The sequence below is a fragment of the Aeromonas sp. Prich7-2 genome, from assembly GCF_017939255.1.
In the GTDB taxonomy this organism is placed as follows: domain Bacteria; phylum Pseudomonadota; class Gammaproteobacteria; order Enterobacterales; family Aeromonadaceae; genus Aeromonas; species Aeromonas caviae.
Map to the genome: position 1 here is coordinate 30,869 of NZ_JAGKRI010000142.1, position 18,406 is coordinate 49,274.

The 18,406-nt window shown below is 62.9% G+C and carries 17 protein-coding genes; 6 read left to right on the forward strand and 11 right to left on the reverse strand.

All coding sequences use genetic code 11. The features are described from left to right. Positions 1–367: 367 nt before the first annotated feature. Both J9892_RS18140 and J9892_RS18145 read left to right on the forward strand, forming a co-directional pair. Positions 368–1,381 carry a lipoate--protein ligase gene (locus J9892_RS18140; RefSeq protein WP_052815046.1) on the forward strand — a complete coding sequence of 338 codons (1,014 nt, stop codon included), beginning with the start codon at positions 368–370 and terminating at the stop codon, positions 1,379–1,381. Positions 1,382–1,557: 176 nt separating this feature from the next. Beyond that, complete coding sequence (locus J9892_RS18145; RefSeq protein WP_210538658.1) at positions 1,558–3,252, forward strand: pyridoxal-dependent decarboxylase; 1,695 nt, start codon at positions 1,558–1,560, stop codon at positions 3,250–3,252. A gap of 77 nt (positions 3,253–3,329) precedes the next feature. Here J9892_RS18145 and J9892_RS18150 read toward each other — a convergent pair whose 3' ends face one another. The 7 genes from J9892_RS18150 to J9892_RS18180 form a co-directional block, all read right to left on the reverse strand. Then, on the reverse strand, positions 3,330–3,701 hold the full coding sequence (locus tag J9892_RS18150) for a copper-binding protein (protein WP_043759198.1): 372 nt from the start codon (positions 3,699–3,701) through the stop codon (positions 3,330–3,332). A 31-nt stretch (positions 3,702–3,732) separates the two neighbouring features. After that, positions 3,733–6,882, reverse strand: coding sequence for an efflux RND transporter permease subunit (locus J9892_RS18155; RefSeq protein WP_052815048.1), 3,150 nt, complete (start codon positions 6,880–6,882; stop codon positions 3,733–3,735). A gap of 73 nt (positions 6,883–6,955) precedes the next feature. Further along, positions 6,956–8,473, reverse strand: a complete 1,518-nt coding sequence (locus tag J9892_RS18160) for an efflux RND transporter periplasmic adaptor subunit (protein ID WP_052815049.1) — start codon at positions 8,471–8,473, stop codon at positions 6,956–6,958. A 290-nt stretch (positions 8,474–8,763) separates the two neighbouring features. Further along, a complete protein-coding gene (locus J9892_RS18165; protein WP_109422019.1) occupies positions 8,764–9,264 on the reverse strand; it encodes a hypothetical protein in 501 nt (166 codons plus the stop codon). A 185-nt stretch (positions 9,265–9,449) separates the two neighbouring features. After that, positions 9,450–10,256: an exodeoxyribonuclease III gene (gene xthA, locus J9892_RS18170; RefSeq protein ID WP_109422020.1), complete on the reverse strand. Its 807-nt coding sequence runs from the start codon at positions 10,254–10,256 to the stop codon at positions 9,450–9,452. Between the two features lie 252 nt (positions 10,257–10,508). Beyond that, positions 10,509–11,471 carry an ion channel gene (locus J9892_RS18175; RefSeq protein WP_210538659.1) on the reverse strand — a complete coding sequence of 321 codons (963 nt, stop codon included), beginning with the start codon at positions 11,469–11,471 and terminating at the stop codon, positions 10,509–10,511. 60 nt (positions 11,472–11,531) lie between these two features. Next, a complete protein-coding gene (locus J9892_RS18180) occupies positions 11,532–13,178 on the reverse strand; it encodes a response regulator (protein WP_180911109.1) in 1,647 nt (548 codons plus the stop codon). A gap of 270 nt (positions 13,179–13,448) precedes the next feature. Here J9892_RS18180 and J9892_RS18185 point away from each other — a divergent pair, with 270 nt between their 5' ends. Continuing rightward, a complete protein-coding gene (locus tag J9892_RS18185) occupies positions 13,449–13,874 on the forward strand; it encodes an Hsp20/alpha crystallin family protein (RefSeq protein WP_182721675.1) in 426 nt (141 codons plus the stop codon). A gap of 41 nt (positions 13,875–13,915) precedes the next feature. Here the strand turns inward: J9892_RS18185 and J9892_RS18190 are convergent, their stop codons facing one another. After that, a complete protein-coding gene (locus tag J9892_RS18190) occupies positions 13,916–14,959 on the reverse strand; it encodes an FAD:protein FMN transferase (RefSeq protein ID WP_053288286.1) in 1,044 nt (347 codons plus the stop codon). A gap of 299 nt (positions 14,960–15,258) precedes the next feature. Here J9892_RS18190 and azu point away from each other — a divergent pair, with 299 nt between their 5' ends. Together azu and J9892_RS18200 are read left to right on the forward strand one after the other, a co-directional pair. Continuing rightward, on the forward strand, positions 15,259–15,699 hold the full coding sequence (gene azu, locus J9892_RS18195; RefSeq protein WP_043155526.1) for an azurin: 441 nt from the start codon (positions 15,259–15,261) through the stop codon (positions 15,697–15,699). 181 nt (positions 15,700–15,880) lie between these two features. Continuing rightward, entirely contained in the window at positions 15,881–16,084 is a 204-nt protein-coding gene (locus tag J9892_RS18200) for a hypothetical protein (protein WP_039039209.1), read from the forward strand. On the opposite strand, the gene J9892_RS18205 is transcribed toward J9892_RS18200, so the two are convergent. Both J9892_RS18205 and J9892_RS18210 read right to left on the reverse strand, forming a co-directional pair. Beyond that, positions 16,081–16,650, reverse strand: a complete 570-nt coding sequence (locus tag J9892_RS18205) for a HutD family protein (RefSeq protein WP_052815265.1) — start codon at positions 16,648–16,650, stop codon at positions 16,081–16,083. The genes J9892_RS18200 and J9892_RS18205 overlap by 4 nt on opposite strands. Before the next feature lie 129 nt (positions 16,651–16,779). Continuing rightward, complete coding sequence (locus J9892_RS18210; protein ID WP_052815264.1) at positions 16,780–17,202, reverse strand: MarR family transcriptional regulator; 423 nt, start codon at positions 17,200–17,202, stop codon at positions 16,780–16,782. 81 nt (positions 17,203–17,283) lie between these two features. On the opposite strand from J9892_RS18210, the gene J9892_RS18215 reads away from it, so the two are divergent. Further along, on the forward strand, positions 17,284–17,583 hold the full coding sequence (locus J9892_RS18215; protein WP_042014216.1) for a DUF3861 domain-containing protein: 300 nt from the start codon (positions 17,284–17,286) through the stop codon (positions 17,581–17,583). A gap of 191 nt (positions 17,584–17,774) precedes the next feature. Here the strand turns inward: J9892_RS18215 and tnpA are convergent, their stop codons facing one another. Next, the gene (gene tnpA, locus J9892_RS18220; RefSeq protein ID WP_103261424.1) at positions 17,775–18,179 is read right to left on the reverse strand and encodes an IS200/IS605-like element ISAs26 family transposase; all 405 of its coding nucleotides are present in this window, start codon (positions 18,177–18,179) and stop codon (positions 17,775–17,777) included. Between the last annotated feature and the right edge of the window lie 227 nt (positions 18,180–18,406).

Here is an 18,406-nt window from a genome sequence, read left to right on the forward strand (position 1 = left end):
ATTTCCTGCCATTCGCAAGGGGAGCAGGCCCCAATAAGATGGGGCGCGGGAGGCAGTAAAAGTCATTTTTGTGTCATTCATCACGTCAATGGGCGTCACGGCTCGTTTTGAAACCTTGTCAACCCGTCACCGGCCCGGTGACAAGGGCATAAGGTGTCATTCCAGGAGGGGTGGCTGCCGCCTCTCTTCTCGCCTGTTAATGATAAACTGCGTGTTTTCGGCGACTCCCTCTTGTCTTCTCCTGTCGTATCAGAAGTTGATGCTCTTGCCCCGATCGGATGTCGACCTGTGGCGGTCGGGGGACGCCTTCCTTCGTTCAGGGTGGTATGGTAGTCATCCGTTTCCTGTTTTCCGAGAAGGTCCTGTCATGTCTTCCTTGCGCCTGCTGCTCTCCGACTCCCACGATCCCCTGTTCAACCTCGCGGTGGAGGAGTGCATTTTTCGCCAGATGGACCCGGCCCAGCGGGTGCTGTTCCTGTGGCGCAACGACAATACGGTGGTGATAGGCCGGGCCCAGAACCCCTGGAAGGAGTGCAACACCCGCCGCATGGAAGAGGACGGGGTGACCCTGGCCCGGCGCAGCAGCGGGGGTGGCGCCGTGTTCCACGACCTTGGCAACAGCTGTTTCACCTTCATGGCGGGCAAGCCCGGTTATGACAAGAGCGTCTCCACCACCATCGTCATCGATGCCCTCGCCAGACTCGGCGTGAGCGCTTTTGCCTCCGGGCGCAACGACCTGCTGGTGGCGACCCCGGACGGGGATCGCAAGGTGTCGGGTTCGGCCTACCGGGAGAACCATGATCGCGGCTTTCACCACGGTACCCTGCTGCTGGATGCTGATCTCGGCCGCCTTGCCCACTACCTCAATCCCGACCCCAAGAAGCTGGCGGCCAAGGGCATCAGTTCGGTGAGAAGCCGGGTGGCGAACCTTGGCGAGCTGCTGCCTGGTCTGGATCATGAGCAGGTGGTACAGGCCCTGTGCGACGCCTTCTTTGCCCATTACGGTGAGGTGGTGCCGCCCGAGCATATCTCCCCCGAGCGGATGCCCGACCTGCCCGGCTTTGCCGAGACTTTTGCCCGCCAACGCAGCTGGGAGTGGAACTTCGGCCATGCTCCCGCCTTCAGCCACCTGCTGGAGGAGCGCTTCCCCTGGGGCGGGGTCGAGCTTCATTTCGACGTGGAGAAGGGGGTGATAGGACGGGCACAGATCTTCAGTGACACCCTGGACCCTGCGCCCCTGGATGACCTGGCCGCACGCCTGCCCGGGGTGGCCTATCGTCCCGACGCCATCGACGAGTTGCTGCGTCAGTGGCGGGCGACGTTTTCGGCCAACTCCGAGCTGGAAGGGTTTTCGGCATGGCTGCTGACCGCCCTGCGCTGACCTTGCCCATGACCAGGATCACAAGATGAACAGGGGAAAAGAGGGGAGAGGGGGCGCGGCGCCCATCAGGGCGCCAACATGACAAAAAGTAGGGCAGACCATTAGTTATTGTCTCTGTTGATAGAGGTGTCACTGGAGTATAAAAACCGCACCTCAGCAGTATCAATGGTATAAAAATGAATCACTTGGTCTATCTGAAAGATGAGGGCGTCAACGCCGTCTCCCCCGAATTCGCCCGCCGTTTTGCCACCGTCAAAGCCCACTTTTTCTCACGCAACCCCGACCTCTGGCCGGTGTTTCGCGAGCCCGGCTTTGCCACCCTCAACGAGTTTCGCGCCCGTGGACTGGCGCCGGACGCGCGCCTCAATGCCTGGCCAGATGGCCGCGCCCGTCTCGCGGATCTCTGCGAGACCATGCCGGTGCCCGCGCAGATGCGTACCCCGGGGGAGCCCATGACGGAGCTGCTGTTTGCCGGCGCCCTGTCAAAGGATTGGGAGAACCCCTCCAGCGTCGAGAACGTCATCACCATGTCGGCGGATCCCGCCATCTACGGCGCCCAGATGGGCATTTTGGCCAACCCCAACCTGGTCTACTCCGAATACGCCGGGGTGGCCGAGGAGCTGGAGAAGAAGGTAGTGCGCCAGATAGCACTGCTGGCGGGTTACGACCCGGCCCGCGCCACCGGCATCTTCACCCAGGGGGGGACCTTCTGTAACCTCTACGGCTACCTGCTCGGCATTCGCAAGAGCCTGCCGGAAGCCAAGCACAAGGGGCTCGGCCACTATCAGGACTACCGCATCATCAACTCCCAGGGCGGCCACTACTCCAACATCACCAACCTCTCCCTGCTCGGGGTGGACATCGAGAACAAGACCATCCGCATCCAGGTCGGGGAGAACAACGACATCGATCTCGCGGATCTCGAGCGCACCCTGACCGCCTGTTTTGCCTTGAAGCACGTGGTGCCTACCATCATGCTCACCATGGGTACCACCGACACCTTCGGGGTGGATCAGGTCAAACCCGTGGTGGACCTGCGGGATCGCCTGTGCGAGCGCTTCGAGGTGGCGGTCAAGCCCCACATCCACGTGGACGCCGCCATCGGCTGGTCGATGATCTTCTTCCTGGGTTACGACTTTGCCGCCAACCCCCTGGCCATCAACGCCGCGACCCTGGCCGGCATCGAGCGCAACGTGGCGCGCTTTGCCGAGCTCAAATACGCCGATTCGTTCACCGTCGACTTCCAGAAGTGGGGCTATGTGCCCTACACCTCCAGCCTGGTGATGATCAAGGAGCAGAACGACCTCAAGGCGATGGAGAACGATCCGGAGAACTTCTCCTACTTCGAGCGCGACATCCAGGGCCACACCCACCTGCAGTCCACCATCGAGTGCTCCCGCGGGGCGAGCGGCCTGTTCGGTGCCTACGCGGCCCTCAACTACCTGGGGGTCGAGGGGTATCGCACCGTGCTGGCCCACTGCCTGCAAAACGCCAACTACTTCCGCTTCCGTCTGAGCCAGCTCGGCAACGTCAAGCTGGTGGCCCAGGAGAACCAGGGGCCGAGCGTGGGCTTCAAGATCTACAACCCCGAGTGGGTGCAGGATCCGGAGGCCGAGTTCGCCTTCGAGCTGGCCCGCAGTCCCGACCCCGCCTACAAGGCGCGGCTGGCACGCAACACCGAATACCACAGCAGCCTCTTCACCGGGCGCGGCAAGGTGGGGCTCTACACCAACTGGGTGGAGGCGGTGGCCCGCTCCGATTACGACGCGCGCGGCCGTTACTCCTACATCGCCGGGGAAAAGGCGGTATTCATGAACCCGGCTTGCAGCCGCGAGCAGATCGACGCCTTTATCGACCACATTCGCGGCTGAGGATCGGCCCGGCGCTGACAAGCAGACAACAAAACGGCGGGTTCAACCCGCCGTTTTTTTACTGCCCTTGTGAGTGGTTACTGCTTCTGCAGCTTCGTCACCGTGAGCTTTCCAGCCGGACTTTCGGCGTGGAAGCTCACCGCATCCCCGACCTTGAACCCTTCCATCAGGGCGGGATCGGCCACCTGGAAGACCATGGTCATGGGGGGCATCTTGAGGTTCGCGATGGCCTCGTGCTTGATGCCTACCTTGCCGTTTTGCGTGTCGATACGGCTGATGACCCCCTTGGTCATCACCTTCTCCTCCATGCCATCCATGCCCTCCATCTGGCCCATCTCCCCCATCTGGCTCATGTCGTGCCCTTCGTGGTTCATCATCTCCTCGGCCTGCAGGCCGGTGTGGGTGGCGAGGCCCAATAGCAGGGTCAGCGTCAGCGTCTTGTAGTTCATGATGGTTTCCTTGTTTGTGTTGTCCGGTTGATCAGGGTGCAGTCGGGGTATCCGTCTGCGACGTCGTGTGTTCAAGGGTTTTCAGGGTGCGGCTGCGCCACAGGTAGTAGGCGGCGGGCAGCACCAGCAGGGTCAGCACCAGCGCCGTCACCATGCCGCCGATCATGGGGGCGGCGATTCGCTGCATCACCTCCGAGCCGGTGCCATGGCTCCACATGATGGGCAGAAGGCCGGCGATGATGGTGACCACCGTCATCATCTTGGGGCGCAGGCGCAGGGCGGCGCCGTGAATGACCGCCTGGTGCAGGCCGGCCTTGTCCGGTTTGCCGCTGGCCACCAGATCGTCCCAGGCGTGGTTGAGGTAGACCAGCATCAGCACCCCCGTCTCCACGGCCACCCCGGCCAGGGCGATGAAGCCGACGCCGACGCCCACCGAGAGGTTGAAGTCGAGCAGCCAGACGGCCCAGATCCCCCCGACCACCGCCAGCGGCAGGGTGGTGAGGATGAGCAGCACCTCCTGGAAGCGGTGAAACGCGAGATAGAGCAGCAGCACGATAATGGCGAGGGTCAGGGGCACCACGTAGGTGAGGCGCTCCATGGCCCGCTCCATGTATTCGTACTGACCTGACCAGGTGAGGGCGTAACCCGGTGGCAGCACCAGCTGCTTGTCCACCTCGGCCTTGGCCTCTGCCACAAAGGAGCCGATGTCGCGGCCACGGATGTCCACGTAGACCCAGCCGTTGAGGCGTGCGTTTTCGCTGCGCAGCATGGGCGCCTCGTCGCTGATGTAGACCCGGGCCACGTCCGCCAGGGCGATCCGCTCACCCTTGGGGGTGACCAGGGGCAGCAGTTCGAGGCTGGCCACCGAATCGCGATAGCTCTGGGGATAGCGCAGGTTGATGGGGTAACGTTCGCGCCCCTCAATGGTCTGCCCCACGTCCATGCCGCCCACCGCGGTGGCGAGCACCGCCTGCACGTCGGCGATGTTGAGGCCGTAGCGGGCCGCCTTGAGCCGATCGATATCCACCTTGACGTAGCGACCGCCCGCCACCCGCTCGGCGTAGACGGAGGCAGCGCCTTCCACCTTGCCGACAATTTGCTCGAGTTGCTGGCCAATCTGCTGGACCACCTTGAGGTCGGGGCCGGCGATCTTGATCCCCACCGGGGTCTTGATGCCGGTGGCCAGCATGTCGATACGGGTCTTGATGGGGGGCACCCAGGCGTTGGTGAGGCCGGGGAAGCGGATGAGGGAGTCGAGCTCTTCTTTCAGCTTCTCCGGGGTCATGCCGGGACGCCACTGATCGCGGGGCTTGAGCTGGATGCTGGTCTCCATCATCACCAGATCCGCCGGGTCGGTGGCCGAGTCGGCGCGCCCCGCCTTGCCGAACACGTTCTGTACCTCGGGCACGGTGCGGATGAGTTTGTCGGTCTGCTGCAAAATCTCCCGCGCCTTGCCCACCGAGATGTTGGTCGCCGTGGTGGGCATGTACATGATGTCCCCCTCATCGAGCGGCGGTATGAACTCGGAGCCCAGGTGCTGGAGCGGCCAGAAACCCGCGACCGTGACCACCAGGGCGGCGGCGAGGGTGGTCTTGGGGCGGGCCAGCACGGCATTGAGCAGGGGCACATAGGCCTGGCTCAAGCCACGGTTGAGGGGGTTGGCCTGCTCGGGCAATACCTTGCCGCGGATAAAATAGCCCATGATGACCGGCACCAGCGTGATGGCGAGCGCGGCGGCGGCGGCCATGGCGTAGGTCTTGGTGTAGGCCAGCGGGTGGAACATCCGTCCCTCCTGCGCCTCCAGGGCAAACACCGGCAGGAAGCTCATGGTGATGATGAGCAGGGAGAAGAAAATCGCCGGCCCCACCTCGATGCTCGCCTCCGTGATGATCCGCCAGCGGTTCTTGTCGGTGAGCGCCTCCCGCTCCATGTGCTTGTGGACGTTCTCTATCATCACGATGGCGCCGTCCACCATGGCGCCGATGGCGATGGCGATGCCCCCCAGAGACATGATGTTGGCGTTGATCCCCTGCAGGTGCATCACGATAAAGGCGGTCAAAATCGCGATAGGGAGGGTGATGACCACCACCAGCGACGAGCGCAGGTGGAACAGGAAGGCGAGACACACCAGCACCACCACGGCGAACTCCTCCACCAGCTTGGCGGAGAGGTTGTCGATGGCGCGCTGGATAAGGTCGGATCGATCGTACACGGTGACGATCTCCACCCCGTCGGGCAGGCTGGATTTGAGCTCGGCCAGCCGTGCCTTGACCCCGTCGATGGTGTGCTGGGCATTCTCGCCAAAACGCATGACGATGATGCCGCCCACCACTTCCCCTTCGCCGTTGAGCTCGGCGATACCGCGCCGGCTCTGGGGACCGGTCACCACGTCGGCCACGTCACCCAGCAGCAGGGGGGCGCCCCGCACATTGGTGCCGAGCGGGATCTGCTTCAGATCCTCGACGCTCTTGAGGTAGCCATTCGAACGAACCATGTACTCCGCTTCCGCCATCTCGATGACGGAGGCGCCGGTCTCCTGGTTGCCCTGCTTGATGGCGGTCTCGATGAGGGAGAGCGGAATGCCGTAGGCCCGCAGCTTGTCCGGATCGACCCGCACCTGGTACTGGCGCACCATGCCGCCCACAGTGGCGACTTCGGATACGCCGTTCACCGTCTGCAGCTCGTATTTCAGAAACCAGTTCTGCAGTGACGTGAGCTCGCTGAGATCGTGCTTGCCGCTCTTGTCCACCAGGGCGTACTGGTAGACCCAGCCCACCCCGGTGGCGTCCGGCCCGAGCTGGGGCTGGGCCCCGGCGGGCAGATTGGGGGCCACCTGGCTCAGATACTCCAGCACCCGGGCGCGGGCCCAGTAGAGGTCGGTGTCGTCGTCAAACAGCACATAGACGAAGGAGTCGCCGAAGAAGGAGTAGCCGCGCACCGTGGTGGCCCCCGGCACCGCCAGCATGGCGGTGGTGAGGGGGTAGGTCACCTGATCCTCCACCACCTGGGGCGCCTGGCCCGGGTAGGAGGTCTTGATGATCACCTGGACGTCGGAGAGATCCGGCAGGGCGTCCACCGGGGTCTGCTTGACCGACCAGAGGCCCCAGGCGGTGAGCATGACGGTCAGCAGCAGCACCAGGAAGCGGTTGCCGACGGACCAGCGAATGATGGCAGGGATCATGACTGGGCTCCTCTCATTCGGTGGGCTGGCAGCCGATTGGGTTTGTGCTCAATGCAGCGAAGCATGGCCGGGATCATGATTTATCCCCCATCTGGTGCTGGCTGTGATCCATGCCTTCCATGCCTGGCATCTCGCCCTTGGCCTCTTTCATCGGCTCGTCTGCTGCCGGTTTGTCTTCCACATGGATCTGGATGATGCGGTACTCGTCCCCCTCCTGCTCCACCTGCAGATGCAGGGTCTGATCCGGTTTCAGCTGGCTGATGTCCACGCCGTCGGCCACGGTGAAGTCCATCTCCATGGCGGGCCACTGCCACTCGGGAATGGGCTGGTGAGAGATGCCGAGGGTACGCCCGGCGAGATCGATGTTCTGCACCTGGCCCTGGGTCCACACCTGCATGGGACGCACCGCCGTCATGCGCTGGAAGTCCGAATCGATGGCCGATTCTGAGTCGAGTAGGAACTGGGCCGAGCTGACGATGCTGTCACCGGCTTCGACCCCCTCCTGGATGGCGACCTTGTCACCAAACTGGGGGCCCAGGGTGACGGCCACCGACTTGAAGTTGCCATCTCCCAGCGCCAGCACCAGCCGGTCCTGGCTGCCGGTGCGGATCACCGCTTCGCTCGGCACCACCAGGCGGGGTTCCCCCTTGCCGGTGCCGATGCTCACCTTGGCGAACATGTTGGGTTTCAGGAACTCGTCCGGGTTGTCGAAGCGCAGGCGGACCCGCAGGGTGCGGGTACTGGCATCGAGCGTCGGGTAGAGGTAGTCCACCCGACCCTGCCAGCGGCGGCCCGGGGCATAGTCCAGGGTCATGGTGACCGGATCGCCGACCTTGATCTGGGCGGCCTGGCGCTCGAACACCTCGGCGCTCACCCACACCTGCTTGAGGGTACTGATGTTGAAGAGGGGGGCGGCGGGCTCCACATACTGGCCTTCACGCACCTTGAGCTCGGAGACATAGCCGCTGCTCGGGGCATAGATGCGCACCGTCTCCTGCACCTTGCGGGTGCGCTTGAGGGCCGCTATCTGATCCGCCGGTACCTGCAGGGACTTGAGCTTGCCTTCGGCGGCGCGCAGCAGCAGCGGGTTGGTGGTATTGAGCGCCAGCAGGTACTCGTGCTGGGCGTTCACCAGATCCGGGGCGTAGAGATCGTAGATGAAGCTGCCCCTGGCCACCTGCTGCCCCTCGTTCTTGATGGCGAGGTTGCGGATCCAGCCCGCCATCCGGGAGTTGATGGCTTCGAGGCGCTCCTCGTCATATCCCACATAGCCCACCGTCTCGATCTGCTGGTGGACGGGCAGTTTTTCCACCTTGGCCAGCCGCACCCCCAGGTTCTGCTGGATCTCGGGGCTGATGGTAACGGTGCCCGGCGAGCCGCCCTGTTTCTCTTCATAGACGGGGATGAAGTCCATCCCCATGTTGTCCTTGGCGGGGGCATCGCGCTTGTCGCGGGGATCCATGGGATTGACCCAGTAGAGGGGGGCCTTCTCCTTGGCGGTAGTAGCGCCGCCCATCTTGGTGGCGGCCCAGTAACCGCCGCCAGCCCCGAGGACGAGCATCAGAGTCGACAGGATCAGGGTCTTGTTCATCGCAGGCCTCCGGCACGAGTCGAACGGGAGGCGCGGGCGCCGGCAACGGCGAAAATCTTGGCTGATGACATGGTTACATCTTCTCTTCTATCAGGCCGCCTGACCGGGTTCCTGCATGAGCGTCGTGTCCAGGGGCGGGGCAGAGGCGTTATTCACGCACCTGCGTCACGCAACACTCGAATCACAGCGAACGGGTTGGGCGGCAAACGGAGCACTGCCGACGAGTCGGCCGGTGCACGGCACTTGTTGCAATGGCGAACCATCGCCCGGGCTAACGGGAGAAGCGGTTTCTAATGGCGCAGCACGGACAACATCAGATGCCGTCTGGGCCAGGAAGGGGGATGGGTACCACGCAGGCGCAGGAAGGGATCCCGCAACCAGTTGTCCAGCAGGGGGCCGATACTCCACGAAGAGGGGAGCAACAGCAGGGGCAGCAACAGCAGTGACAGCAGCATGCCGAGCAGGGGGGGCGCACTGGCGGCGCCGGATAAGCCGGGCTGCATCTGACACTCATCCCCCGGCAGGGTCCCCGCATTCAGTGTGCCCGAATGGCAGGAGAGGGAGGCGGTGTCGATCTGGTCAGGGGTCATGGCGGCGTGCCGTACCGGCCCGCTCTGGTGCAGCCCATGAGACAGGGAGGGCTGTGGCGGGGTCAGGATGGGACCGGATGCGTCGCCCGGAAAGGCGGTGGCCACCCCATGCCAGCCGATGCACAGGGTGAGATTGCAGACGAGCACCAGCGCCAGCAATAGCCGGGCGATGAGCGCTGTAGGCAATCTCGATGACAACATGGTGCAGGTTCCCTGTGACGTATGGGATGAATGTAAACCTTACCTATAGGAGAAGGTCAAGGTTCGCCCTGTACCATCTGCCAAAGAGTTGATATGGATTAAGAAATGCCGGATTGGCTGACGAAGAGGCCCCCGCGTGGCGGGGGCTCAGGGTCAGGAGTGACAGGGCAGCCCGACGGCCGGGATCAGGCGAAGCAGGTCCAGATGGGGGCGTGATCGGAGGGCTTGTCGATGCCGCGCAGCTCATAGTCGATGCCGGTCTCGGTCACCTTGTCCTTGAGGGCGTCGGAGGCCATGATGAGGTCGATGCGCAGACCCCGGTTCTCGTCAAAGCCCCTGGAGCGGTAGTCGAACCAGGAGAAGCGCTCGCACTCGGTGGGGTTGGCGGCGCGGAAGGTGTCGGTCAGGCCGAACCCCTTGAGCCGTTCCATCCACTCCCGCTCGATGGGCAGGAAGGAGCACTTGCCATCCCGCAGCCAGCGCTTGCGATTCGCCTCGCCGATGCCGATGTCGAGATCCGTGGGGGAGATGTTCATATCCCCGATCAGCGCTATCTGATCGTCTGGGCTGTGGTGGGTCTCGAGGTAGTGCTGCAGGTCTTCATAGAACTTCTGCTTGGCCGGGAACTTGGTCTCGTGATCCAGGCTCTCCCCTTGCGGGAAATAGCCGTTCATCACTGTGATGATGGAGCCATCTTCCCGCTTAAAGTCGGCCATGATCATGCGGCGCTGGGCGTCTTCCTCATCGGTGGGAAAGCCTTTTTGCACCTTGAGCGGCTTCTGCTTGCTCATGATGGCCACCCCGTAGTGACCCTTCTGGCCGTGGAATTCCACGTGATAGCCCATGGCCTCCACGTCCGCCACCGGGAAGGCCTCGTCGTGGACCTTGATCTCCTGCAGGCCGATCACATCCGGCTGGTGCTTGTCGATAAGGGCTTGCAACTGATGAAGACGGGCGCGCAGGCCATTGATATTGAAAGAGATGATCTTCATGTTCGGGGTGCTCATGTCGTTTTTGTTCGTCGCTTATTGGACTAGGAATCCGCGATGGATGCAAGTTCGGGGGCTGTGACTGGCGCAGCGGCTCGGTAATCTGTTCACGATCTGTCGCGAGAGTCTGTCAGCAAGGTGACGCGCAGCAGAGGAGCCTGAGTGCATATGTATACATGGAAGCGCCTGGCGACACATAAGCGAGCAGCACATGAGCCTTGGAAGCGGCTTCCCAGCAAGATCGTGGACAGGTTTCTAGCGGGTCATCTTCTTGACAAACACCACCACGAACAGTGCAAGCGTGAAGCTGCCGGTAAAGGCTTCGAAGGCGGCGAAGATCCGCGACAACCCCACCGGGGTGAAGTCCCCATACCCCAGCGTGGTGAAGGTCACCACGCTGTAGTAGAGGCACTCCATCAGGAAGATGGCGTTCTGCTCCAGAGGAGCGTCCGGGCGATAGATGAGGTGGGTGCCCGCGAAGTTGAGGCCGCAGAAGAAGTAAAAAATGCTGCAGATGACGATGAGCAGCAGGGAGAAGAGCACCACCCGCATGGGGGCCTCGCCGTAACCGCAGAAGAGATCCACTATCCAGGAGGCGAAGCGGCGGTAGGACCAGAACGGCATCTGCAGGCGGCGCATGGTGAGCTCCTGCTGGATGTAGCGACCGGACATGGTGAAGATGCCCTGGGCCTCCGAGGCCTTGCGCAGATCTCGGTAGGCCTCCTCCGCCTCCTTGAACCAGACGCGGGCCTGCGCCGGGTCCCGCTCGCGGCGCCCCTTTCTGTCCTGCATCAGCCGCTTGCCCGTCTCCAGGTTGTCGAGGCGGGTGTTCTTCCAGCGGATGCCGAGCAGGTTGACGTCGTCGAGGGTAGCGCAGTGGAGGTTCGCTTCGCTCAGATCGGCCTTCATCAGGCTGCCGCCCTTGATGCGAATGCCGTAGAGATGGGCCCCCCGCAGGTTGGCGCGATAGAGGTTGCACTGCTCCAGCAAGAATCCCTCCGGACCCTGCCTGTTCACCAGGTTGAGATCCGCCAGCTCGGCGCGGGCCAGTTGCAGGCCGTGGCACAGGCCCCCCTGGCGCACATAGCGCTCCAGCGCCTGGGCGGTATCAGGGGTGTTGTGGGCCGCAGCGGGGTCGTGCCAGCGGCAGAGATCATGATCCCCTGCCTCTTCGGTGCAGTGGCGGCCATCGGCCACCAGGTATCGGCACATTGCCATGGTGTTGCCCCTCCCTTCCCTGAGTCAGTATCAGCATAGGTGAGGGGAGGAGGGGGGATATCAGCTGTGCTGATGATATTCCTGGCGCAGCTTGCGAAAACGTTCCTGCTGGGCGGGGTTGAGGGGGATGCCCTCCAGCACCTCCAGGGTCTCCTTGCACTCGGTGCCAAACTCCGGGCTCTTGCGGTTCTTCTGCATGAGTTGCAGCAGCACCTGGATCTTGTTGAGGGCGGCGCCGGTATTGGCGGGCGCCCGGCGCAGGGCCTCGCGAAAGTGGCCGAGGGCCTGCTCCAGCTCCCCGGCCTGATAGGCCTTGATGCCCAGATCGTTGAGCTGCTGATAGCGCTGGCGCCGCTCCTGCACCGTCTTGTCATCCCGGGTCACCTGGATGCAGGTGGTGAGCAGCCGATCCTCATCCTCCGCCAGCAGGGATTGCAGGCTCTCGGCGTACTCGAACTCCCCGAGCTGATAGAGGGCGAGTATGGTCTCGCCAAGGAGGGCCGGAGGCATGGTGGCGGGCTCGTCCAGCCAGTTCTGGTTGGCGCGATAGAGCATCTTCTTGCCCTTGAGCAGCTCCCCCAGGGCGATGCGCACCCGGGCCTGGCAGATCTGCTCGAACACCGGGTAGTTGAACTCCGACATCATCAGGGAGTCGCGGATGCGCGACAGGGCGGAGTTCACCTGCTTTTGCAGGTTGGCGATGTGGTAGCCGTCGTTGCTGTTGAGGGCGTACAAGGTGAGGGTCTGGATATAGGCCCCGAGATAATGCGGCGTGCGGTGGATGGAGTTGCGCGACAAGTCGATGAGGGCGAGCAGCACGTCCTTGGCCTGGGCGTAGTCGTGCCGTTGCAGGCACACCTCCGCCAGACGGCGGGAGAGCTGCACCGACTGGGGAGAGATGTCCACCGCCCGGCGCAGCTCCTGCTGGGCCTGCTCGTCATTGCCCAGCGCCAGCAGGGACTCCGCGAGCCAGAGGTAAGCCTCCACCATCAGGGGGGTGTGTTTCAGGGTGGCTTGCAGGTGGCTTACCGCCTCCTCGTGCAGACCCAGGGTATGGCACGCCTTGCCCAGGGTGAGGCGAGCCCAGCTGTTCTCCTGCCCCGCCAGCAGCTGGCGCATCAGGCTGCGGGCCTCCTTGGCCTGGCCCAGCTTGAGCTGGGTGTCGGCCTGCAGGCAGCGGCAGAAGTTGGCAAAGCGGGGCACCGCGTCCGCCTGTTTGGCACAGGCCTCCACCAGGGCGGGCAGATCGTCCCGGGTAAGGGCGCTGAAGACGCTCTCCAGCGCCTGGCGCCGGGCGAGGGCGCGTTTGAGGCGAAACGAGAACTGCTCCTGGGAGAAGGGCTTCATCAGGTATTCGTCGGGCTCGGCTTCCAGCGCGCTCAGCACCATGGCGCGGGAGCCGTCGCTGCTGACCATGATCACCACGCTCTGGGGCGGAATGAGTTGCTGATCCCGCAGGCTTTCCAGCAACTGGCGGCCGTTCTCGCCCGCCCCCAGCTCATAGTCGAGCAGATAGATGTCGAAGCTCTCTTTCTGGCAGCGGCGGCGCGCCTCGTCGGCGGAGTTGGTGTAGGTGATGCGGTTGATGCCGATGTTGATCAGCATCGCCTTCATCATCATCTGGAAGGAACGCTGTTCGTTGACCAGCAGGATGCGCTTGGGCTTGGGCTGGGGTTTCTTCTCGGGTACGGAGTCCGGTGTCTGCATCTGTCTGGCATCAAGGCGCTACGGGCTGGTGGGAGAAGTGTGCCACCAAAGTCCGCAGGCAGGCAATTGCACATGGGGAGGCCCCCCGGTTTTTCCCGCAGACCTTGGGTGAAAAAAAGGGTGTCTTGCCTTTGATCCCGGTCAATGGAAGGCGAGTTGGCACTGGCAGGCGCTGTCCCGGTTTTTAGACTTGAAGAGCGTCAGCATGCGGGAGGCAGCAGAGGGCAGGGTGCCCGTCTGCTCCCTTGCCCGCTCACAAGGAGGGATCAGATGAGTTTGCTACCGAGTCGCACCAGCCTGTTTGATGACCTGTTCCACGACATGGCCTCCGGCTTCTACATCTGCCCCCTGCACGGGGACCCGTTGCCCAGCCAGATCAAGCTGGATCTGCGGGAGAGCGGGGATGACTACCTGCTGCTGGCGGAATTGCCCGGGGTGGCGAAGGAGGACATCCACGTGGACGTGCACGGCAAGCTGGTGACCCTGAAGGCGGAGATCCGCCAGTTTGACAGCCAGAGCAAGGATGAACGGGCCCTGCGCAGCGAGCGCTACTATGGCAGCGTGTCGCGCAGCGTCGAGCTGCCGGTGGAGGTGTCGCCAGAGCAGGTGAGCGCCCGCTTTGACAACGGCATCCTCACCCTGCGCCTGCCCAAGCAGGCGGCCAGCCCAGCGCCCCACCGCATCCCCATCGAATAGGCGGTCAGTGAACGAGGCCCCGCACTGCGGGGCCTCGTCATTCAGGGCTGCTTGCGCACCAGATAGGGGGCAAACTCGGGGGTGTGGCTGGCGGCAAAGCCCGTGGCGGTCTTCTCGATGAGATAGACCGCCAGCTTGTGCTCCCTGGCAAAGGCCATCGCCCGCTCGGGGCCCATCACCATGAGGGCGGTGTCGAGGGCATCGGCCTCCAGGGCCGTGGGGGTGATGACGGTGGCGGAGACCAGCTTGTGGGTCACGGGCTCGCCGGTGGCAGGATCGATGATGTGGGAGTAGCGCTTGCCGTCGAGCTCGTAATAGTTGCGATAGCTGCCGGCGGTGCTCACCGCCATGCCGTTCGGGGTCACCACATCCTCGATGGCGCCCGGTCTGTCAGAGGGCTCGACGATGGCCACCCGCCAGGGATTGCCCTTGTCGTTGTGCCCCTTGCTGCGCACCGCCCCCGCCACCTCGATGAGGTAGTTGTGGACCCCTTTTTGCTCCAGCAGCCCGGCTATCTCGTCGGAGGCCGCACCCTCGCCCAGGGTGGAGAGATCCAGATAGAGGTCTGGGATGGCCTTGCCGAGCAGGAAGTGATCCCCCTCGGGGGTCAGGGTGAGCTTGTCGATGCCGACCCGCTCCCGCGCCTTGGCGATCTGCTCTGCGCTGGGCCGCCTGACCGGGCGCTTGTCCGGCCCGAATCCCCACAGATTGACCAGGGGGCCCACGGTGACATCGAGAACCCCCCGGGTGAGGTGCCCGGCGTCAATGCCCTGTTGCACAATCTTCGCCATGGTGGCCGGGATGACCTGGGGGGGCAGCCCCGTTCCCTGATTGAAGCGGGAGATGAGGGAGCCCGGATCATAGGTGGAGATCTCCTTGTTCAGGCGTGCCAGCAGCGCCTCCACCTCCTGTTGCAGTGCTCCCTGTCCGCCGGGGAAGGGGTCGCTCAGGGTCACCGCATAATAGGTGCCCATGGTGTTGCCCTGGATGCGGGTCTGGGTCGGGGCCGGCTGGCAGGCGCCAAGCAGCAGGATCAGGGAGAGCAGCAGGGTGCGCGCCAGCGCAGGCGCAAAGGGGAACTTCATCTCTCATTCTCGCGGGAGTCATCGACGGGGGAGCAGCTTAGCCAACGGCTGCGGTGTTGGCGAGTGGCCGTGGGCGGGAAGGCCGCAAATAATTAAGCGGGACGGGGATGTGAGCAACCCGCTTTGGGCCCGGGGTCGGGAGAAAAGAAGTGACCGGGCCCTCAGGCTGGCCCAAAAGCGGTCGTCCTTCGGTGACATTTGAATATAATGAAGATCGATCCTGACAGCATCTTTGCGGGTCGCGCCCACGGGGGCGAGATGCCTGTGCTGTCATCCTTCGTCAATCAAAGGAGAACGTGATGAAAAAGGTGTTAACCCTGCTGCTTCTTGGCTCCCTCGCCACCCCGGTCCTGGCCGACGAGTGCGCACTGGTGATCGAAGGCAATGACGCCATGCAGTTCAACCAGACGGCGATGAGCGTGCCGGCCACCTGCAAGGAGGTGACGGTGACCCTCAATCACACGGGCAAACTGCCGGTGGCCAACATGGGCCACAACTGGGTGCTGGCCAACACCGCCGACTATCAGGCCATCGCCACCGCCGGCATGAGCGCCGGGGTCGATCACGACTACCTGCCCAAGGATGACCCCAGGATCCTGGCCCACACCAAGCTGGTGGGGGGCGGCGAGAGCACCAGCGTTACCTTCAAGACCGACGGCCTGGCGGGCAAGGATCTCACCTTCTTCTGCTCCTTCCCGGGCCACTTCGCCCTGATGAAGGGCAGCTTCAAGGTGGGGTAGTGCCAAGGACCGTGTCGCCGCCAGTACAAGCAAAAGCCGGGAAGGTCCCGGCTTTTTTGTCTTCGCTTGCGCTGCGTCGCGGTGCTTTCATGATCTGGTCTGGGGTGGCAAGGGGATGAGCGGCGTAGAATAGGCCGCAAATGGGCCAGTGGCCCGCCTACGCCCCTTCGGAAAAGAGAGCATGAATGCAGTGAAATGGATGCTTGGCTGTTGCCTGATGCTGCTGTGTGCCATCGCGCTGGCCGCCGAGCCCCCGGTGAAGAAGAGCCGGAGCGGCATCTGTCACCCCAAGGGCGGCACCTACTACAGCCGCACCAGGCACTATACCCCCTATGACACCATGCAGGCCTGCCTCGACAGCGGGGGCCGTGCCCCCCGGCGTTAAACGGCGGCTTGCTTGGGCTGCAGGGTAAAGAAGGCGAGGGTGGTCTTCTTGCCGCACTCGAAGCGGATGTTCTCCTCCCCCTGCACCACCAGGGTCTCGCCCGGTGCGACCTGCTGTCCCTGCACGGTGAGCTGGCCCTCCAGCAGGTGGCAGAGGTAGCACTTGTCCGCCTCCAGGGTGAGGCTGAGGGGGAAGGGCAGGTTCAGCACCCGCACGTTGGCGCTGATGCGCGCCGGGTGGTAGATGAGCCCGAGATCCGTCACCTCTTTTTTCAGCAGCTCGCAGCGGGTCTCGTTATCCCCGCTGAAGTGGGCCGCCTCGAAGGTGGCGTAGGGGTGGCCGTTGAGCACGAAACCGGCACCGCTGACGGGCAGCAGGATGCGCTGGTAGCCGGGAAAGCGGGAGAAACTCCCCGCTTCCTTGATGGGGGCCGAGCTCAGCCGATAGTCAAAGTCGAGCTTGTCCAGGGTCGAACCAGGGGGGGAGATCAGGATCTGGGCCGTGGTGCCCTGCCTGTTCTTCCAGGGCATTTTCAACTGGTCGGACTCTTTAATCAGGGTGATCACGATGGCGCCTCGGCGGGAAGGGGAGAGTGGGGCCAGTGATACCATCTCCGGGAGTGGCTCACAAGGCGCCGCCAGCACAGGCCGCGCTGGTTGGCCACAAATCAGGCAGCGGATCCCCTGACGCTGACCCTAATCGGTCGACTCAAGCCCTTTTTCTATCTTGTCCAGCAGTTGCTGCAACTGCGCTATCTCCGCCGGCGTCAGCAGGGAACACAGCCGTTCGTCGAGCCGTGCGGCCTCCTGCTCCCCCTGGTTGACCCGCTCGCAGGCCAGCGGGGTCAAGGCCAGACAGATGCTGCGTCTGTCAGTGGGATGGGGCCGCTTCTCGATGAGCCCCTGTTTCTCCATCTCCTGCAGCAGGCGCGTCACCTGCGCCTTGTCGCGGCCAGACCGCTGTGCGATTAGCTGCGGCGTGGCGGGATCCAGCGCATGGATCAGTTGCAGCACCTTGTAATGGAGGGGGCTAAGGGCGATCTGCTGTGCCCGGAAATGCTGCGTCATGGCGATTTTGTACTGATCGAGGATCCGGAAGAGGCGGTTTGACAACCTCATGGTTGATAAAGTCAACTTAAAAGGGTTTAATTGATTTTATCAACCATATGGGCAAAAGCCCAGCCCGAGAGGAGATGAAAGATGCCACACACTTATCGTGTACAGGTCCAGGCGCTGGACCGCGAGGTGCCCCCGTTGCAGTTCGACTGCCAGAATCACGACGACATCTTTGCCATCCTGGCGCTCAGCAAGGGGAAGCTGGCCATGTCGGAGCAGGAACATCAGGCGTTTATCGTCGGGTTGAAGCTGTTTGGCGAAGTCATGATGCAGCATCGCAAAGAGGAGCTGTTCAAGGGGTTTCTCCCCCATTTCAAGCAATTCATGGGGCAACTGAAACGCACCGCCAGGGGAGAGGAGGCCGTGGTCGCCCCTTCCGAGTGACCCTGCCCTGACCCCAAGGGCGAGCGCTCCCGCCATCATGCCTGATGCAAAGGAAACCCCGAGGTTGTGATCCCGGTGCTGTCAAAGCGGCGGCGGCCCGCTACACTGGCAGCTCGTTTCACGGAGGACCCATCTTAAATGCGAAAGGGGACTCCCTCCGACGTAGGTGGGAGGGGAATTTCGCCGGGGCGTCAGCCCCGCTGGTTTTGAATGTATTGCTTGATCACCTCCAACGGTGCTCCGCCGCAAGAGCCCGCAAAGTAAGAGCGTGACCAGAGTACGGGTTTGCTGTAAGCACCTCTCAAGTCCAGAAATTCATTACGCAGTCGCCTTGATGTGACCGCCTTTAACGAGTTCACCAGTACCGATAGCTGCACCGTTGGCGCGTACTCTATCAGCATGTGAACATGATCAGCCTCTCCGTCACACTCTTTCAGTGCCGCACCAAAATCTCTGCAAACCTCTGCCGCACACTGACCGAATGAAGCGTGATGCAGATCCCCCAGTATCGGCTTTCGATACTTGGTAATAAACACCAAATGTACGTGCAAAACGTAGGCCGCATGGCGTGATTTATTAATTTTAGTGAATTGCATTCTGTCACTCAATCGGGCTTAATAGATATGGCGATAATGCTACACACTGAGCGCTAAATGCAAATTCTGAAAGCCTACAAGTTCCGACTCGAACCGACAGCCCAACAAGCGCAACGCCTGCGCCAGTTGGGCGGTTGTGCTCGTTATGTCTGGAATCACGGGCTGGCAGAAACCAAACGCATTCTGGATGCTGGCGAAAAACTGCCTTCTGCCTTTGAGCTGAACAG

What these genes read in the sequence shown, in the direction of transcription:
- J9892_RS18145 (WP_210538658.1), top strand. Translation starts at nt 1,558, where the DNA reads ATGAATCACTTGGTCTATCTGAAAGATGAGGGCGTCAACGCCGTCTCC.
- azu (WP_043155526.1), top strand. Translation starts at nt 15,259, where the DNA reads ATGAAAAAGGTGTTAACCCTGCTGCTTCTTGGCTCCCTCGCCACCCCG.
- J9892_RS18160 (WP_052815049.1), bottom strand. Translation starts at nt 8,473, where the DNA reads ATGAACAAGACCCTGATCCTGTCGACTCTGATGCTCGTCCTCGGGGCT.
- tnpA (WP_103261424.1), bottom strand. Translation starts at nt 18,179, where the DNA reads ATGCAATTCACTAAAATTAATAAATCACGCCATGCGGCCTACGTTTTG.
- J9892_RS18165 (WP_109422019.1), bottom strand. Translation starts at nt 9,264, where the DNA reads ATGTTGTCATCGAGATTGCCTACAGCGCTCATCGCCCGGCTATTGCTG.
- xthA (WP_109422020.1), bottom strand. Translation starts at nt 10,256, where the DNA reads ATGAAGATCATCTCTTTCAATATCAATGGCCTGCGCGCCCGTCTTCAT.
- J9892_RS18210 (WP_052815264.1), bottom strand. Translation starts at nt 17,202, where the DNA reads ATGAGGTTGTCAAACCGCCTCTTCCGGATCCTCGATCAGTACAAAATC.
- J9892_RS18190 (WP_053288286.1), bottom strand. Translation starts at nt 14,959, where the DNA reads ATGAAGTTCCCCTTTGCGCCTGCGCTGGCGCGCACCCTGCTGCTCTCC.
- J9892_RS18140 (WP_052815046.1), top strand. Translation starts at nt 368, where the DNA reads ATGTCTTCCTTGCGCCTGCTGCTCTCCGACTCCCACGATCCCCTGTTC.
- J9892_RS18180 (WP_180911109.1), bottom strand. Translation starts at nt 13,178, where the DNA reads ATGCAGACACCGGACTCCGTACCCGAGAAGAAACCCCAGCCCAAGCCC.
- J9892_RS18175 (WP_210538659.1), bottom strand. Translation starts at nt 11,471, where the DNA reads ATGGCAATGTGCCGATACCTGGTGGCCGATGGCCGCCACTGCACCGAA.
- J9892_RS18200 (WP_039039209.1), top strand. Translation starts at nt 15,881, where the DNA reads ATGAATGCAGTGAAATGGATGCTTGGCTGTTGCCTGATGCTGCTGTGT.
- J9892_RS18155 (WP_052815048.1), bottom strand. Translation starts at nt 6,882, where the DNA reads ATGATCCCTGCCATCATTCGCTGGTCCGTCGGCAACCGCTTCCTGGTG.
- J9892_RS18185 (WP_182721675.1), top strand. Translation starts at nt 13,449, where the DNA reads ATGAGTTTGCTACCGAGTCGCACCAGCCTGTTTGATGACCTGTTCCAC.
- J9892_RS18150 (WP_043759198.1), bottom strand. Translation starts at nt 3,701, where the DNA reads ATGAACTACAAGACGCTGACGCTGACCCTGCTATTGGGCCTCGCCACC.
- J9892_RS18215 (WP_042014216.1), top strand. Translation starts at nt 17,284, where the DNA reads ATGCCACACACTTATCGTGTACAGGTCCAGGCGCTGGACCGCGAGGTG.